Annotated in this window: 12 protein-coding genes and 1 pseudogene; 6 read left to right on the plus strand and 7 right to left on the minus strand. The window is 68.0% G+C overall.

Features of this window, described 5'->3' with window-relative positions; all coding sequences use genetic code 11:
- Nucleotides 1-48: 48 nt before the first annotated feature.
- The 4 genes and pseudogenes from CFB89_RS19915 to CFB89_RS19930 form a co-directional block, all read right to left on the minus strand.
- Nucleotides 49-1,584 (minus strand): catalase, encoded by a 1,536-nt coding sequence (locus CFB89_RS19915; RefSeq protein ID WP_089469332.1) that lies wholly within the window; start codon nucleotides 1,582-1,584, stop codon nucleotides 49-51.
- Nucleotides 1,585-1,820: 236 nt separating this feature from the next.
- Nucleotides 1,821-3,306 (minus strand): annotated as a pseudogene (locus CFB89_RS19920) (efflux transporter outer membrane subunit).
- Nucleotides 3,307-3,319: 13 nt separating this feature from the next.
- Nucleotides 3,320-4,906, minus strand: a complete 1,587-nt coding sequence (locus CFB89_RS19925) for an MDR family MFS transporter (RefSeq protein ID WP_089469333.1) — start codon at nucleotides 4,904-4,906, stop codon at nucleotides 3,320-3,322.
- Complete coding sequence (locus CFB89_RS19930; protein ID WP_089469334.1) at nucleotides 4,899-6,023, minus strand: HlyD family secretion protein; 1,125 nt, start codon at nucleotides 6,021-6,023, stop codon at nucleotides 4,899-4,901. The genes CFB89_RS19925 and CFB89_RS19930 overlap by 8 nt, the downstream gene beginning before the upstream one ends.
- 91 nt (nucleotides 6,024-6,114) lie before the next feature.
- Between CFB89_RS19930 and CFB89_RS19935 the strand changes: the two genes are divergently transcribed.
- Nucleotides 6,115-6,951, plus strand: a complete 837-nt coding sequence (locus CFB89_RS19935) for a CerR family C-terminal domain-containing protein (RefSeq protein WP_089469335.1) — start codon at nucleotides 6,115-6,117, stop codon at nucleotides 6,949-6,951.
- 33 nt (nucleotides 6,952-6,984) lie between these two features.
- Here the strand turns inward: CFB89_RS19935 and CFB89_RS19940 are convergent, their stop codons facing one another.
- Together CFB89_RS19940 and CFB89_RS19945 are read right to left on the minus strand one after the other, a co-directional pair.
- Nucleotides 6,985-9,447, minus strand: coding sequence for a mechanosensitive ion channel family protein (locus CFB89_RS19940; RefSeq protein ID WP_089469336.1), 2,463 nt, complete (start codon nucleotides 9,445-9,447; stop codon nucleotides 6,985-6,987).
- A gap of 348 nt (nucleotides 9,448-9,795) precedes the next feature.
- Nucleotides 9,796-10,755: an LLM class oxidoreductase gene (locus CFB89_RS19945; RefSeq protein ID WP_089469337.1), complete on the minus strand. Its 960-nt coding sequence runs from the start codon at nucleotides 10,753-10,755 to the stop codon at nucleotides 9,796-9,798.
- A gap of 1,204 nt (nucleotides 10,756-11,959) precedes the next feature.
- On the opposite strand from CFB89_RS19945, the gene CFB89_RS19955 reads away from it, so the two are divergent.
- From CFB89_RS19955 to CFB89_RS19970, 4 genes are all read left to right on the plus strand, one after another.
- The gene (locus CFB89_RS19955; protein ID WP_089469338.1) at nucleotides 11,960-12,868 is read left to right on the plus strand and encodes an NAD-dependent protein deacetylase; all 909 of its coding nucleotides are present in this window, start codon (nucleotides 11,960-11,962) and stop codon (nucleotides 12,866-12,868) included.
- On the plus strand, nucleotides 12,865-13,506 hold the full coding sequence (locus tag CFB89_RS19960; RefSeq protein WP_089469339.1) for a DUF938 domain-containing protein: 642 nt from the start codon (nucleotides 12,865-12,867) through the stop codon (nucleotides 13,504-13,506). The genes CFB89_RS19955 and CFB89_RS19960 overlap by 4 nt, the downstream gene beginning before the upstream one ends.
- Nucleotides 13,507-13,603: 97 nt before the next feature.
- Nucleotides 13,604-15,016 (plus strand): NADP-dependent phosphogluconate dehydrogenase, encoded by a 1,413-nt coding sequence (gene gndA, locus CFB89_RS19965; RefSeq protein ID WP_089469340.1) that lies wholly within the window; start codon nucleotides 13,604-13,606, stop codon nucleotides 15,014-15,016.
- A 200-nt stretch (nucleotides 15,017-15,216) separates the two neighbouring features.
- Nucleotides 15,217-15,561 (plus strand): DUF4148 domain-containing protein, encoded by a 345-nt coding sequence (locus CFB89_RS19970; protein ID WP_089469341.1) that lies wholly within the window; start codon nucleotides 15,217-15,219, stop codon nucleotides 15,559-15,561.
- Between the two features lie 110 nt (nucleotides 15,562-15,671).
- On the opposite strand, the gene CFB89_RS19975 is transcribed toward CFB89_RS19970, so the two are convergent.
- Entirely contained in the window at nucleotides 15,672-15,992 is a 321-nt protein-coding gene (locus tag CFB89_RS19975; RefSeq protein WP_011694691.1) for a hypothetical protein, read from the minus strand.
- Nucleotides 15,993-16,401: 409 nt separating this feature from the next.
- Between CFB89_RS19975 and CFB89_RS19980 the strand changes: the two genes are divergently transcribed.
- On the plus strand, nucleotides 16,402-17,136 hold the full coding sequence (locus CFB89_RS19980) for a M23 family metallopeptidase (RefSeq protein ID WP_089469342.1): 735 nt from the start codon (nucleotides 16,402-16,404) through the stop codon (nucleotides 17,134-17,136).
- Nucleotides 17,137-17,190 lie beyond the last annotated feature (54 nt).

Genomic DNA, 17,190 nt, shown 5'->3' on the forward strand with positions numbered 1-17,190 from the left:
ACGTGCGCGGCGGGAGCGCACACGTCGGCGGCGACCGGCGTCGCGAGATCAGTTGTCGCCCAGCTTCGCCGCGAGCGACTGCACTTGCTGGACGTTCGCGTGAACGGCCTGTGCGAGGCGCGTGCCGTAGTCGGCGTCGGTCTTGTAGAAGTACGACAGCATCGCGTATTGGTTCTGCGCGTTCTTCACCTGGCCGAGGTCGCCGGACAGCGCGGTGACGAGGTCGTCCTTGTCCTGCTGCGACAGGCTGCGGTAGTACTCGCCCGCCTGACGGAACGGCAGCTTCTTGCGGATCGCTTCCTGCTGCGTCGTGCCGCTGAGCGCCATGCGGACCGACTTGTACTGCGGATCCTGCGCGAGTTCGTTCAGCGTCGACGGCTCGTAATTCACCTCGCCCTTGCGGTCGCCGGCATTCATCTTGCCGTCCTGGTTGTTGTTGACCACCGGCACGACCGGGCGGTTGATCGGCAGATCCATGTAGTTCGCGCCGAGCCGGTACATTTGCGTGTCGGCGTACGCGAACAGGCGATCCTGCAGCATCCGGTCTTCGGACGGCTCGATCCCCGGCACGAGCCGCGACGGCGCGAACGCCGATTCCTCGGTCGACTGGAAGTAGTTGTCGGGCACGCGGTTGAGCGTCATCGTGCCGATCTTGCGTTCAGGCACGCCGGTCCACACCTTCGTGTCGTCGAGCGCGTCGAAGTCGAAGCGGTTCAGGTCCTTCGGCGTGAGCACCTGCACGTACAGGTCCCACTTCGGGAAATCGCCCCGTTTCAGCGCGCCGTACAGGTCGTTCGTCATCAGGTTCCAGTCGCGGCCGATCGATGCGGCGATTTCTTGCGGACGCAGACCGTGCACGCCTTGCTGGCTCTTCCAGTGGAACTTCACGTAGTGCACGTCGCCTTGCGCATTGACGAACTTGAACGCATGCACCGCGAAGCCGTCCATGTGACGATACGAATCGGGCATGCCCTCGTCCGTGTACAGCCGCGTCAGCATGTGGGTCGCTTCGGGCGTGTGCGCGAAGAAGTCGAACGCGAGGTTCGGGTCCTGCACGCCGGTCACGGCGCTCGGCTTGTTCGCGTGCACGAAGTCGGGGAACTTGATGCCGTCGCGAATGAAGAACACCGGCCAGTTGATGCCGACCATGTCCCAGTTGCCTTGCTGCGTATAGAACTTCACCGCGAAGCCGCGCGGGTCGCGTGCCTGCTCCGGCGAGCCGCGATAGCCCATCACGGTGGAGAAGCGCACGAACACCGGCGTGCGGGTGCCCGGCGTGAAGACTTTCGCCTTCGTCAGGTCGGAGATGTCGGCGCTCGGCACGAACTCGCCGAAGGCGCCGGTGCCGCGCGCATGCACGACGCGTTCCGGAATGCGCTCGCGATCGAAGCGCTGCAGCTTCTCGATGAGCGCGGAATCCTGCAGCAGCACCGGGCCGGCGGGGCCGGCCGTCTGCGAATTCTGGTTGTCGCCGACGGGCGCGCCGGTGTCGCGCGTGAGTTCGGCGGCGTACGGAGAGGCGGACAGTGCGACGCAGATCGCGGCGACTGCGTGCCGCAGCACGCGATGGGAAGATGAGGACATGACGATGGAACTCCTTGAATCCGATCGGTGGTGGGGAAGCCGACTGAATTAGAAGATATCGTCAGACGATTGGCTAATTGAAATTCGATATGTTTTCGATAGCCGCGGCGTCGATGCGGCGCGAGCCTGCTCGTCGCGCAGGGAACGCAGCAGTATTGTTGCGCGCGCAATGAGCGATGGCCGAATTGTTTCGACGAGCATGACGCATCGGTCGTGCATGATTTGTGGCCGCGCCGTCAACCGGCGCTTGCCTGCCATCCGAGCCCGAGGCTCTTCTGCACCGACACGTAATCCTTGATCAGTTCGGCCTGCCCGGCGATCACGTTCTGCTGCGCGGCGAGCGCTTCGCGTTGCGTGTCGAGCAGGTCGATCATCGACGCGACGCCTGCGCGATAGCGCTGGTCCATCAGTGCGCGCGAATGCACGGCCGACGTCTGCACCTTCGTCAACGCGACGACATGCTCGCGCTGATGCCCGTAACGCTGCAGTGCAGTGTTGGCATCCTGCAAGGCACCGAGCACGGCCTTTTGATAATTCGCTTCCGCTTCGTCGCGTGATGCTTCGGCCGCGCGCACCGCACCGCGCGTGCGTCCGAAATCGAGAATGTTCCATTGCAGATACGGCGCGCCGACCCACGTGAAATTCTGCTTGCGGAACAGGTGGCCGGGGTCGGTCGCGCTGAAGCCGAGATCGCCGAGCAACGTTACCTTCGGGAAATAGTCGGCGATATGCTCGCCAATCTGCGCATTGCTCGACGCGAGCCGGCGTTCGGCCGCGCGGATGTCGGGGCGTTGCTTGAGCAGCGTGGCCGGATCGCCGATCGCGACGCTGCCGGGCAGCGTCGGCAACGCGGCGTCCGGTGCCGACAGCGCGGCGTCGAGCGCGCCGGGCGCGCGGCCCGTCAGGATCGCGAGCCGGTCGAGCGATTCGGTCACCTGGGCATCGAGCGGGATCAGCGACGCGCGCGTGTTCTCGACCTGCGTCGTCAGCCGCTCGATGTCCGCATCGGCCGCGACGCCGCGCGCGGCGCTGCTGCGTGAGTTCGAGCATCTGCTGTTGCAATTGCGCGGTGCGTCGCGACAACGCAAGTCGTTGCTGCTGGTCGCGCAGGTCGACGTACGCATTCGCGACTTCGGCCGCGATCGATACCTGCGTGTCGGCGAGATCGGCGTCGACGGCCTCGGCCTGCGCGGATGCGGCTTCGACCGCGCGGCGCGTGCCGCCGAACAGGTCGATTTCCCAGGTCGCGTCGAAGCCCGCCGAATAGAGTTGCAGCGGCCCCGAGCCGCCGAGCGACGGCGACGTGCCGCTCGATTGGCCGGAGCCGTTCGACGGCAACAGCGAGCCGAGCGCGCTGACGTCCGGTTCGCGCATGCGGATGGCGGCGACGGTGGCCGACGATTTCGGCAGCTGCGTCGCGCGCTGTTGCGAAAGCTGCGCACGCGCCGCGCGCAAGCGGGCCTGTGCCGCGTGCAGATCGGGGTTGTACACGAGCGCGGCGACGATCAGCTCGTCGAGCTGGCGATCGTTCAGCGCGTGCCACCACGCGCTCGGTGCAGGCGCGGCGGTGTCGACGCCGGTGGCCGGCGCACGCACGAAGGTCGGCGCATCCGGTGCGGCGGGCGCGCCGCGATAGTCGGGGCCGACCGTGCAGCCGGCGAGCAGGCACGCGGCCGCGCACAGGGTGAGCGCGGGGCGGCGGGGCAGGGAAAAGGATTTCATCGCGTATGACGGGTCAATGGCCGGACGACATCGGTTGCGGCCCGCGCGGCGTTCTCAGCAGCAGCGCGAGCGGCACGCAGGCGAGCAGCGCGAGGCCCAGCAGGTAGAAGGTTTCGGAGTAGGTCATCACGACGGCCTGGATCTGGATCTGCTGCGCCAGCTGGCCGAGCGCGCGCATGTTCGAATACGCGAGATCGCCGGTGTGCGCGAACCAGTTGGCCGCATAGGCCGACAGGCGGTCCTGACCGATCAGCGAATTCGCGGTCACCGATTCGCGCAGCGCGGCCGTATGGAAGGTCGTGCGCCGGTCGATCACGGTGCCGATGATCGCGAGCCCGATCGAGCCGCCGAGGTTGCGCGCCATGTTGTAGAGCCCGGCCGCATCGCCGGAGTCTTCGCGGGCCACGGCCGCCATCGACGCCTGGTTCAACGGCATCATCGCGAGCATCTGCGCGAGGCCGCGGATCAGTTGCGACCACACGAAATCGTGGCCCACGCTCTGCGCGGTCAGGCTGATGTCGAGCATGCAACTCAGGCAGAACAGCAGCAACCCCGTGATCACGAGGATGCGGAAATCGACCTTGCCGAGCAGGCGCGGCAGGATCGGCATCACGAGAAAGGCCGGCAGCCCCGACAGCAGCATGATCGCGCCGGCCTGTTCCGCGTTGTAGCCGGCGACGATCGCGAGGAACTGCGGCAGCAGGTAGGACACGCCGTACAGCCCGGCGCCGACCGCGGACACGATCACGATCACGCTCGCGTAGCGCGGGTTGCGCATCAGCGACAGCCGCATGATCGGCCGCTTCGCGAAGCGCTGCGACAGCGCGATCAGGACCATCCCGACGAACGACACGACGCTCAGCGTGACGATCATCTGCGATTCGAACCAGCGTTCGCGCTGGCCCTCCTCGAGCACGACGGTCAGCGAGCTCAGGCCGATCGCGAGGCCGAAGATGCCGAGCCAGTCCGCGTTGAAGAACGCACTCCATTGCGGGCGGTCCGACGGCAGGCCGAACACCAGCAGCGCCATCAGCAGCAGACACACGGGCAGGTTCAGGAAGAAGCACCAGCTCCAGTTCACGTTTTCCGCGAGCCAGCCGCCGAGCACCGGGCCGAACAGCGGCCCGAGCAGCACGATCAGGCCGAACAGCGTCATCCCGACCGGCAACTGCGACAGCGGCAGGCGCGTGCGGATGATCGTCTGCGCGGTCGGGATCAGCGCGCCGCCGGTGAAGCCCTGGCCGATCCGGCCGGCGATCATCATCGGCAGCGAATGCGACCAGCCGCACATCATCGAGAACGCGATGAACAGCGCGGAGTTCGTCAGCAGGAAATTGCGTAGCCCGAACACGCGCGTGAGCCACGCGGCGAGCGGAATCATCACGATTTCCGACATCAGGTAGCCGGTCGAGATCCACGTGCCTTCGGTGCCGGTCGCGCCGATTTCGCCCTGGATCTGCGGCAGCGCGGAATTCGTGATCGAGATGTCGAGCGTCGCCATCAGCGCGCCGAGCGCGCCGGCCGCGACCGCGATCCAGTCGGTCACGCTCGCGCGGCCTTCGTGCGGCGGCATGGGTATCGTGGCGGGCGTATCAGCCATGATGCTGCTCGTCGCGGGCCGAGCGCGTATCGACGTCGACCGTCACCGACAGCCCGGGCAACAGCATGCGTTGCGCGCGGGCGTTCGCGGCGAGGCGGATGCGCACCGGCACGCGCTGGACGATCTTCGTGAAGTTGCCGGTCGCGTTCTCCGGCGGCAGCAGCGCGAACTGCGCGCCGGTGCCGGGCGCGAAGCTGTCGACGACGCCGGACAGCGGGCCGCCCGGCAGCGCGTCCACATGCAGCTCGACGGGCTGGCCGATGCGCATGTTGCCGATTTGCGTTTCCTTGAAGTTCGCGACGAGATAGATCGAGTCGACCGGCACGACGGTCAGCAGGCGCGTGCCGGGCTGCACGTATTGCCCGACGCGCACCGTGCGATCGCCGACGCGGCCCGCAAGCGTGCTGCGTACGATCGTGTTGTCGAGGTCCAGCTGCGCCTGCGCGGCGCTGGCCTGCGCGGCCTCGAGCTGCGCGCGCGCCTGCTGGAGCTGCGCGGTGAACGACGCGATCTGCGTGCGGGCGGCGGCGATCGACGCGTTGTTCGCGGCGAGCGTCGCCGCCGCCTGGTCGCGCGTGCTCTTCAGGTCGGCCACGCGTTCGTGCGTTTCGGCGCCGGTCGCCGCGAGCGGCGCATAGCGCGTGTATTCGTCGCTCGCGTGCTGCGCGTTGATGCGCGACACCTTGGCTTGCGCGTCGGCCTGGTCGAGATTCGCGCGCTGCTGGCTGATGTCGGCCTCGGCGCGCGCGATATCGGCGCGGCGGGCGTCGACGGTAGCCTGCGCTTGCGCGAGCGCCACCTGGTACTGGCGGACGTCGAGCCGCACGAGCGGATCGCCGGCCTTCACGGGCTGGTTGTCGCGCACGTAGACGTCGGTCACGTAGCCGGCGACCTTCGGCGCGGCGGTCATGCTGTCGGCCTGCAGGTACGCGTCGTTGGTGCTTTCGATGAAGCGGCCGACCGTCCACCAGCGGCCGAGCCACACCGCGCCGCCGACGGCCGCGAGCACGGCCACCACGAGCAGGATGCGCCGCCTCGTTCCGCCGTTGCCGCCGCGCGGCATTGTTCCGTTTTCCTGACGATCTGCTTTCTGTGGCGGGTCTTGTGGCGTCGACATGCGGGATCCAATTTATTCCAAGTGGAAGAATTATTCCAGTTGATAAAATTGTGTCAAGTAGAATGTCGATCGAGCGAATGACGAGGAAGGCATGAACGAAGCGAAGAAGCTGCGCCGCACGTCGGCGGGCGGCTACGCGCGCGGCGACGAAACGCGCCAGCGGATCATCGAGGCGGCGATCGAACTGTTCGGCGAACGCGGGTTCGCGGGCGCGTCGACGCGCGAGATCGCCGCGATGGCAGGCGTGAACGCGCCAGCGCTCCAGTATTACTTCGAGAACAAGGAAGGCGTGTACCGCGCGTGCGTCGAGACGATCGCGGAGACCGGCTGGCAGGTATTCGCGCCGGCGGTCGGCCATGCGCGGGCGATGCTCGACGCCCACGCGAGCGTCGACGCGCTGATCGACGCATTCATCGGGCTGCTGCGTGCACTGTCGGACCGGATGTTCACCGCGCCGAAGACGATGAACCAGCGGATGTTCTTCGCGCGCGAGCAGGGCGGCCAGGAACCGGCGAGCGCGAGCGAAATCCTGATGACGCGCATGCGCAAGCCGCTGAACGACGTGAGCGCCGAGCTGATCGGCCGCATCTCCGGGCGGCCGGCCGACGATCCCGTCACGCGATTGCGCGCGCTGAGCCTGTTCGGCCAGATCACGGTGTTCCACATCGCGCAGCGTTCGGCGCTGCATTTGCTCGAATGGGACGCGTTCGAGGGCGAGCGCGCGGCGCTGGTGACCGACACGATTGCCGACCAGACGCGCGTGCTGCTCGAGCAATGGCATGCGCAGCGCGATGCGGGTGCCGCTGGCCGGGAATCCGCGCCGAAGCGCGGGCAGGGTGCCGCGGCGAAACGACGTGCGGCGAAGCCGGGGGCCGCGCCGCCCGCCGCGAAAAGCACGGCGCGCGTGAAGAAGCCTGCCGCCCGTTGAGCGTGGCCGGTCACCGGCCCCGGGCGATCGCGATCAACCCGGCTTGCGCTCCGCTTCGTCGGGCGACGGCGGCGGGACTGCCGGGTCGGCGGTATTCCGCGCGTCGGCGCGCGGATCGTTTTCATCGTGGCCGACGGGCCGCGATCCGTCCGCATAGGCGACGACGCTGCGCTGCGGATTGGCGATCCGGATCCCGCGTTCGCGGAACGTCTCCGCGATCCGCCGGTTGAATTCGCGCTGCACGCTCCAGCGTGCCGAGTCCGTGCACTGGATCTGTCCGGCGAGCGCGAGCGCCGCGCCGTCGACCTGGTCGATGCCCCAGTAGCTGAAGTCCGACAGGATGCCGTCGTGGTACTTCGGATCGTCGCGCAACGCGGCGCCGATTTCCTTCAGCGTCGCGATCGCGCGCTCGATGTCCTCGCCATACGCGATGCTGACCTTGACGGCCGCATTGCCGAGCCCGCGGTTCGTGTTGTTGACGGTCGTCACCGAGCTGAACGGGATCGTATACAGCGACCCGTCGCCCGCGCGCAGCCGCACGGTGCGGATCGACAGGTATTCGACCGTGCCCGACACGCCGGCGAGCGTGACCCAGTCGCCGACCTGCATCGCGTTTTCCATCAGCAGGAAGATCCCGGTGATGAAATCCTGCACGAGTTTCTGCGAACCGAAACCCAGCGCGACGCCGAAGATGCTGGCGCCGGCCAGCAGCGGGCCGACGTTCACGCCGAGTTCGCTGAGGCCCGTCAGCACGACGACGAGCGCGATCATCACGAATAGCAGCGAGCGCAGCATCGGCAGCAGCGTGCGTAGCCGCGCGGCGCGCACCAGGTTGCCTTCGCGCGTCCAGCGTTGCAGCCGGCGCTCGATTGCGATGTTGGCCGCTTCCCACACGACGAGCGCGACGATCGCCGCGATCGCGATCGTGACCAGCGCGGACGCGAGCCGGTGGCCGATCGTGCCCGTCTCGAATGCGCGGAAGATCGGCACGCCCCAGATCTGCAGCAGCAGCACGACGGTCACGATGCCGAGCGCGGCCGACACGATCTGGCGCAGCAGCGGGTAGTAGCGGTACGCGTGCAGATGAACGAGCGTGCGGTCGTCCTCGCGGCGCTGGAACAGCCGCGCGAGCGCGCCGAACACGACGATCGACACCATCCGCATCGCGATCATCACGGCGATCGAGCGGCCGCCGAGCGTGATCAGCACGCGGTAGCCGTTGTGGACGTCGAGCGCCCACACGAACCACAGCGCCATCACGATGAAGACGGAGACGGGCGCCCATGCGTCCGCGAGCGCGTTGCCGACGACGGTGAAGGTCGGACGATCCGCGCCGGCGGCGCGGATGCGTGCCGCGACCGGCCGGCGGCACCGCAGGATCAGCACCGAGATCATCACGTGCCCGACCAGCGCGACGGCCTTCAGCAGCGCGACGTGGCCGGCTTCGGTCAGGCCGAAGTTGGCGGCGATCTCGACGGCCGCCGTGCACGCGCCGACCACGATCACGATCCGCCCGATCGAGCGTTGCGCGAACTCGGCCCATGCGTCGCTGATATGCAGCAGCCGCAACTGCCGTGCGTCCGGCTGGAAGAACAGCCGGCTGACGATCGTGACGAGCCGGCAGATCACGTAGGTGTCGATCAACGCTTCGAGCGCCGATTCGATTGGCGTGTCGGCTTCGACGAGCAACGATATCGTCAGGCTCGCGACGCCGACGAACACGAGCAGCGGCACCGCGCGCAGCGCGAGACTGACGAGTGCGCGCGGCATCCGGTGCAGCAGCGTGGTGTGCCGGCGGGCGTGGCCTCGACTTTGCGAGGGCGCGGTGTCGGCAGTGTCCGCGGCCGCGGCGTCGGGCGGGGCGGACGTATCGGGCGGAGAGGCAGTGTCGGGCGGCGGCGGGGGGTCCTCGTCCGATGCGGCGGCATCGGGCACCGCGCGGCGCGCGGCTAGCGCAGCCAGTGCGCGTCGCAGCAGCCGCTTCGCGAGCCATTCGACGACGAGCGCAGGCAGCAGCACCGCGAGGAGGATGCCGAGCGTGCGAGTCAGGTCCGCACGTTCGTCGGCGCGCACGAGCTTGGCATGCCACCAGCTTCCCACCGAACCGATATCGAGCAGCGAGTGCAGCGATTCCTGCAGCGCGTTGCCGATCTGCGTGGCCCAGCGCGATCCCTGGCGGACGAGCATCGAGGCGAGCCCGTTCGACGTGAGCGCGGCCGGCGCCGCGGCAGCCGATGCGCCGCTGGCCGCGGGCGCTGCGCTTGCCGGCACCGCGGGCGCGCTCAACGCGCCGACGGCCGCGATCGCGCGCAGCGTCGTTTCGACCTGCGCACGCTCGCGCGGGTTTTCGAGCACATTCAGTGCCTGCCGCGCTTCTTGCGGCGTCAGTGCGGGCGCGGCGCCGGAGGCGGCCGACGCGGCGGTCGGCGCGGGAGCGGCCGCGTGGGCGGCCGAGACGACGGCGGCGAGCAGCCAGCCGAGGAAGATATGTCGCATGGAGTGGGCATGCGGGTGCGTCTCGTCACGCGGCCCGCCAGACTGAACGATGGACGGAAGTTAACATGATCGCGATCGAAACCGAATAGTTCCGTCGCCGACATTTTGAATCCGGCATGAAGGCGCCGGCGTGGGCGTCGGCGGCACATGCCGGCAAGCCGTGTGCCGGACACGGTCCGTCGGTCGCCCGATAGCGGCGGGAACGTCATTGTCGGCCCGGACGTAAGGCGTCTGTAACGCGCGTTTGCCGATGGCGGTTCCGGTCAGCGATGCGCCGCTGCCTGCGCGCGTTCGCTCGGCCACGATCAGCGCTCGCGTCGCATCCTGTGAATTTGGATTCCTGATGAATCACGCTTGCTCGTCGTGATACACCGGCAACACATGCGCGGCGATTTCCTCGATGACGTCGCGCACCGGCCGGTCCGATCCCGGGTTCAGCGTGACATGATGCGTCCCGGCCGCGCGCATGTCCTGCAGGATGTCGACCAACGCGCGGCGCCCGGTTGCATAACCGAGCGGCAGCGCGGTGGCGGGCGTATCCGGATGCGCGGCGAGATCGAGCCGCATCGATACGCCGAACGCGCGAAATGCCGGCGACGCGAGCCGGTCGACCGCCGCGCGCCACATCGAATAGCGGGCGCGCTGCGTCTCCGGATCGCGGTGATACGTCATCCAGCCGATCGAATGCCGTGCGATCCAGTCGACGCTCTGTCCGCCCGAGCCGACCGCCAGCATCGGCACCGCGTCGCCGGTTTGCGGCAGCAGCGCGAAGGCGGGCGCATCGGGCGGCGCATGGTCGGGCAGCACGCGCGACGGCACGTCGAGCGCGGCCGCGACGACGTCCCAGTGCGCGCGATAGCGCTCGCGCCGGGTTTCCGCATCGACGCCGAACGCCGCATATTCGGGCGGCCGGTCGCCGGAGCCGAGCCCGAGGATGAAGCGACCGCCCGACAGCGTCGCGACCGACAGCGCGCCTTTCGCGATATGCAGCGGATGACGCAGCGGCAGCACGATCGCGCCGCTGGCGAGCGCGATCCGGCGGGTGCGCGACGCCAGTGCGCCGAGCAGTACCCACGGGTCGAGGTGGCCGACCGGGTCCGGATAGTCGGCGCTGTTCAGCGGTACGTCGCGAATCCACAGCGCGCGAAAGCCGAGCGAATCGGCCAGCGCGGCGAGTTCGAGCTGCTCGTTGAAGTCCGCGACGAGGTGGCCGCTGCGAAGGAGCGGAAGCGTGAGGCCGATCGACAGCCGCCCGGCCGAGAAGACACGATGCGCGACGTCGGGATGGGCGGAAGCGGGTGGGGGCATGTCGGGTCCTGGGCGGCGAGGCAGCGGGCGCGGGCGGCGCCCCGTGTCCGAATGCTAGCGTGTTTGCGCGAAGCACGAGCGGGACGACGCGAACCCCGCGCTACCCGCTCCGCCACGTGTGCCCGGGGCGGAACGCGACGCATTGCGACGCGCGGTTGTCGCGATCGGCGCCGTAGAACAGCATGCGGTAGTCGATATCAGCCCGTGCCGGGTGTCGGGCAGGCGGCGAGTGCGGGTTCCGGTCGGAGGCGCACTGCGGGAAAGGCCCACTCCGGGCGTTACGCGCGACGCTAATTGTGGGGCGATTGTAAGACGACTGGCCGCCTGGCAAAGCGCCGACCCGACGATACCGGCGACGCCCGCGGTGCGTTTCAGTTTCGAAACATTCGCGCTTTCTGACGGGGCGCGATGCCTGCCCGCTGCCCCGGATGGGCCCGCGAGGCCTTGCGGCATGAAGCATGGTGCGCTCCTTGCATGGTTGTATGGGCCGTGAGCGCGATCGCAGGTGCAGTGGGCCCGGCAATCGCTTCAGTGGGTCGGATATATCGAAGACGGGGACAAGAGAATGAAAAAAGACCGAAACGCAACATGCCATGTTGCAAACATGAATCCCCGACCTCCCTGGGTATTCGCTTCGCCGTTGATCGCGGCGACGTGAGCGAGCGGCTTTCCGTTCCATCCGAGCAATCGGGTTCGTTGTGAACGACGGCGTGCATGCGTGACGCACGCGTCCGACCGGTGCCGGTCGGCCGTCCAGGATGAACCGAGAACGCAGGCGGATGGCCGCGACCCGGATCCCGAATCGTCATGCCATGGCGCAACGCACGTCGTCGCGGCGAATGCGTTTGCAAGCCGCGCATGGCGCCGACGTGACGAACGCGACGAACGCGACGAACGGGAGCGGGTCGGGAAAGCCGGCGACGCGCCGATGGGCGCGGCAGTGCGGGACACATGAAGTCCGGGGGAGCGTCCGTCGATCGCGGTACGAAGGACGTCGCAACATTGTGCTGTCAGTTGATCCACTACCCCGATGGATCAATTGTTGAAGCGCCCGTCGCCGAGCGGCGATGGGCGTCTTTTTGCGTGCGCCGGCTTGCCGTGGCGGCAGCCCGCCCGATCGCACGGCGTTCTGTATCATGTGCTGGCGTGCGTGGCCGCCCGTGCGGGTGCACGGTCTGCCGGCGCAATCGATCACGTTGCCAACATGAACGACACAGCCTTGCCCGACTCTTCCCTCGCCGACGTCGATCCGGCCGCGCTCGACGCGCTGCACACGTTCGTCGAGCGTCATCCGCGCCTGCTCGTGCTGACCGGCGCGGGCATCAGCACCGATTCCGGCATTCCCGGCTACCGCGACCGCCACGGCCAATGGATGCGCTCGCCGCCGATCCAGCTTCAGGAATTCCTCGGCTCCGATGCCGCGCGGCGCCGCTACTGGGCGCGCAGCATGATCGGCTGGCCCGTGGTCGGCCGCGCGCGGCCGAACGGGTCGCATGTCGCGCTGGCGCGGCTCGGCGGCGCGGGCCGGATCGAGCGCCTCGTCACGCAGAACGTCGACGGCCTGCATCAACGCGCGGGCAGCGACGACGTGATCGAGCTGCACGGCGGCATCAATGGCGTGACCTGCCTCGACTGCGGCGCGCATCATGCGCGGGCGGCGATCCAGACCGTGCTCGAAGCCGACAATCCCGATCTGTTGGGCGCGCAAGCCGAGCCGGCCGCGGACGGCGACGCGCATCTCGAATGGACTGCGCTCGACACGTTCCGCATCCCGGCGTGCCCCGCGTGCGGCGGCCTGCTGAAGCCGGCGGTGGTGTTCTTCGGCGAGAACGTGCCGCGCGAGCGTGTGGCGCTGGCGTCGCAGGCGCTCGACACGGCCGACGCACTGCTCGTCGTCGGCTCGTCGCTGATGGTGTACTCCGGCTACCGCTTCTGCGTGTGGGCGCAGGCGCAGCACAAGCCGGTGGCCGCACTCAATTTCGGCCATACGCGCGCCGACCCGATGCTGACGCTGAAGGTCGAGGCGCGCTGCGCCCCCGCGCTCGACGCACTCGTGGCGCGGCTGGGGTTCGGAAGCAATCTCAACGGCAACATGACGGAGCCTGCATCGTGACCGGCGCCGCTGCTTCGCCCGATCCGTCCGCGCGGCTGTCGGCGCCGGCGGCCGAACGCAATCGCGGGCCGATCCTGGACGTGCTGCGCCGCGTGCTGCCGGCGACCGGCAGCGTGCTCGAAATCGCGAGCGGCACCGGGCAGCACGTCGTTCACTTCGCGCAGGCGTTGCCGGGCCTGCACTGGCAGCCGAGCGATCCCGACGCGCAGGCGCGGCGTTCGATCGCCGCGTGGGTCGCGCATGCGGGCCTCGCGAACGTCGCGGGGCCGCTGGCGTTCGACGTGCGCGACACGCCGTGGCCGGCCGCGACGCTCGACGCGATCGTCTGCATCAACATGATTCACATCTCGCCGTGGGCCTGTACGGAAGCGCTGTTCGCGGGCGCGTCGCGCGTGCTGCGGCCAGGCGGCGTGCTGTTCCTGTACGGCCCCTACCGTCGCGAAGGCCGCCATACGGCGCCGTCGAACGAGGCCTTCGACCGGCAGTTGCGCAGCCGCGACCCGTCGTGGGGCGTGCGCGATCTGGAGACCGTCGTCGCGCTGGGGCTCGATCGCGGGCTCGACTGCATCGAGGTCGTCGAGATGCCGGCGAACAACCTGAGCGTCGCGTTCCGGCGCCTGCCGCACGCGGAGCAATGACACGCAAGCGGGCAGCGCCGCCGGGTTTCCACTATCCTTTCGCCTGTGCGCGCGGCCCGGCTCGGGTCGCGCCCCGTTTTTTCCGGAGAATTGACTAATGGGCAAACAAGCAATCGGTGTGATCGGGCTCGCGGTGATGGGCCGCAATCTCGCACTCAATATCGAGAGCCGCGGTTACGCGGTGTCGGTGTTCAACCGCAGTCGCGAGAAAACCGACGAACTGATCGCCGAATTCCCCGGCCGCAATCTGGTGCCGACCTATACGCTCGAGGAATTCGTCGCGTCGCTCGAAACGCCGCGCCGGATCCTGATGATGGTGAAGGCCGGGGAAGCCACCGATGCGACGATCGCATCGCTCAAGCCGCTGCTCGAGAAGGGCGACGTGCTGATCGACGGCGGCAATACGCACTTCACCGACACGATCCGCCGCAACCAGGAACTCGCGCAATCGGGCCTGCATTTCATCGGCACCGGCGTGTCGGGCGGCGAAGAGGGCGCGCTGCGCGGCCCGTCGATCATGCCGGGCGGCCAGCGCGACGCGTACGATCTCGTCGAGCCGATCCTCAAGCAGATCGCCGCGAAGGCGCCGTCGGACGGCGAGCCGTGCGTCGCGTACATGGGCCCGGACGGCGCGGGCCACTACGTGAAGATGGTCCACAACGGCATCGAATACGGCGACATGCAGCTGATCGCCGAAAGCTACTCGGTGCTGAAGGACGTCGCAGGCCTGACCAACGACGAACTCGGCGCGGTGTACACCGAATGGAACCAGGGCGAGCTCGACAGCTACCTGATCGAGATCACGTCGAAGATCTTCGGCAAGCAGGACGAAGAGACCGGCAAGCACCTCGTCGACGTGATCCTCGATCGCGCCGCGCAGAAGGGTACCGGCAAGTGGACCAGCCAGAACGCGCTGGATCTCGGCGTGCCGCTGCCGCTGATCACCGAGTCGGTGTTCGCGCGCGTGCTGTCGTCGCTGAAGACCGAGCGCGTCGCGGCCAGCAAGATCCTGTCGGGCCCGGCCGCCGCGCCGTTCGACGGCGATCGCGCCGCGTTCGTCGAAGCGGTGCGCCGCGCGCTGTACCTGAGCAAGGTGATCTCGTACGCACAGGGCTTCGCGCAACTGCGCACGGCGTCGGAAGAATACGGCTGGAACCTCGATCTCGGGACGATCGCGAAGATCTTCCGCGCGGGCTGCATCATCCGCGCGCGCTTCCTGCAGAAGATCACCGACGCCTATGCGAAGGATCCGGCGCTCGCGAACCTGCTGCTCGACCCGTACTTCAAGGATATCGCCGCGAACTATCAGACCGCGCTGCGCGACGTCGTGGTGGCCGCGGTGAAGGCCGGCGTGCCGGTTCCGGCGTTTGCATCGGCGGTCGCGTATTTCGACAGCTACCGTTCCGAGCGGCTGCCGGCGAACCTCGTGCAGGCGCAGCGCGACTTCTTCGGCGCGCACACGTTCGAGCGCACCGACAAGCCGGGCAGCTTCCACGCGAACTGGTCGTAACCGGCAGGCGGGGCAGCATTGTTGCGAAAATCTATTCTCTGAATAGGGTTTTTCTATTCCGGATGCCAGCATTGTTGGCTCACGGGAAACAGTGTTTTCGTTCTTTCATGGTTTTCCCTAGGTGCTGCCGGGACTAAACTCTGTTCCATCGCTGCAGACATGGTGTGTGCGGCGGAGCAAAAAAATCCTCGGAGGTAATCATGAAATCGCTGATCGCAACGTTCGCTGCTGCTGCTGTCCTCGCCGTCCCCGCCGTCTCGTTCGCCCAACAGAACGCGCCCGTCACCCGTGCCCAGGTGAAGGCCGAACTGGTTCAACTGCAACAGGCCGGCTACAAGCTGGGCAGCGACCGGACGAACTACCCGGAAAGCATCCAGGCTGCTGAAGCGCGTGTGAACCCGCAACAGAACGTCGCTGCCGCCGACACGACCGGCTACGGCGCACAACCGGCCGCCGGCCAGGAATCGGGCGCACCGGCTGCCGCCAAGACCGGCTGGCAAGTCAAGCGCATCTCGGATGGCGCACCGGTCTACAAGGGTCGTTAATGGTACGGCCGCGCTGGCGACCGCATCCGACCCCCTGTAGTACAAAAGCCCGTCGTTCCGCATAGCGGAACGACGGGCTTTTTCATGGGCGGCGCGTAATGCGCCGGTATTCAGTGCAGCGGGCGTCTGCCGCGCCCGATATCGCGGAACAGCGCTTCGGCCGGTTCCAGCACCTGCAGCCACGTTTCGTCGTAACCGCTCAGCGTGTCGAGCGCGTCGCGCAGCCGTTCGATCGCGAGGACCGGCAACTCGACGCTGTGACGCGTGGCGCCGGTCAGGTGCGTGACGCTCGCCAGCTGGACGAGCGCATCGGCCGCTTCGGCGACGTCGGTTGCGAACAGCAGGTGCCGGTTGAGCAATTCGACCAGACCGCTGGAACCGGCGAAATCGTCGGCGTCGAGCTGCACGGAGAGAAACGTCGCGTTGTTCATTGTCATGCTCCTCGTTGTCGTTGGATCGCGCTGCGCATCACCGAGTATAGGCGGCGATCGAAGCGGACAATATGACGGCGCCGAGGCGGCACGCGATGAGGGCGCCTCCGAAGAAAAAGCCGCAAGCGGCCGCCCGGCACGGCTCGCAGGCCGCCGGCGCCCGCGCGGCGCCGCAAGATTGTGTCCGGATCGGGCAACTATCGGGGCCTTGACCGCGACAAATGGTATCTTTGCCGATCGGGACGATGCGAAAAAAGGGCCGGTGAGCGCTTCGCACCCACGTTCCGCTGTGGAAACTGACGGCCGCGAAAGCGGTCGGATACTGATTGATCCGGCCGTTCGGCCGGACATCGTGCGTCGCACGCCGGGGGGCGGTGGGCGGCGCAACGACGCAAATCCGGGAGGACCCTTGAGAGAAACTATTCCCATCCACGACGCGCTCACGCGCTGGCTGCCGCAGGCGGCGCTCGTCGCCGCGGCCATCGCGCTGACGGGCTGCACGATGACGCCATGGACCGACAACTGGCAGCCCACGCGCCAGCCGGCGTCCACGTCGGCGGCGACGCCGGGCGTGATTGCCGGTTATTACCGCGTGAACCCGGGCGATACGCTGGCGGGCATCGCGAACGCCTACGGGCAACGCGTGCAGGACGTCGCCAACTGGAACCGCATGGCGCCCACCGACGCCGTGTCGCCGGGCCAGGTGCTGCGCGTCGCGCCGCCGCAGGCCGCGACCTCGTACGGGCAACCGCCGGCGGCGGCCGCCCAGCCGGGCTCGCTCGCATGGCCGGCCACGGGCGTCGTCGCGACGCCATTCTCGGCCGGCAAGACGCGCGGCGTCGTGATCGCCGCATCCGGGCCCGATCATTCGGTGCGGGCCGCGGCAAACGGGCGCGTCGTGTACGCCGGCTCCGGCGTCAAGACATACGGTCCGCTCGTAATCCTGAAGCACGACAACGGGCTCATCACGGCCTACGGGCACAACGGCAAGCTGCTCGTCAACGAAGGCGACGCGGTGCGCCAAGGTCAGCCGGTCGCCGAAATGGGCACCGACGCGAGCGGTCGCTCGACGTTCGAGTTCGAAGTGCGCCAGAACGGCAAGGTCGTCGATCCGATGAACTTCCTGCCGCGCAACGGCGGCTGATCGTCGGCATCGCCACGTGTGCGCCGGGCGGCGCACACGTTCCCGCCTCCTTCA

Origin of the sequence: Burkholderia sp. AU16741 (assembly GCF_002223345.1) — a bacterium.
Taxonomy (GTDB): Bacteria; Pseudomonadota; Gammaproteobacteria; order Burkholderiales; family Burkholderiaceae; genus Burkholderia; species Burkholderia sola.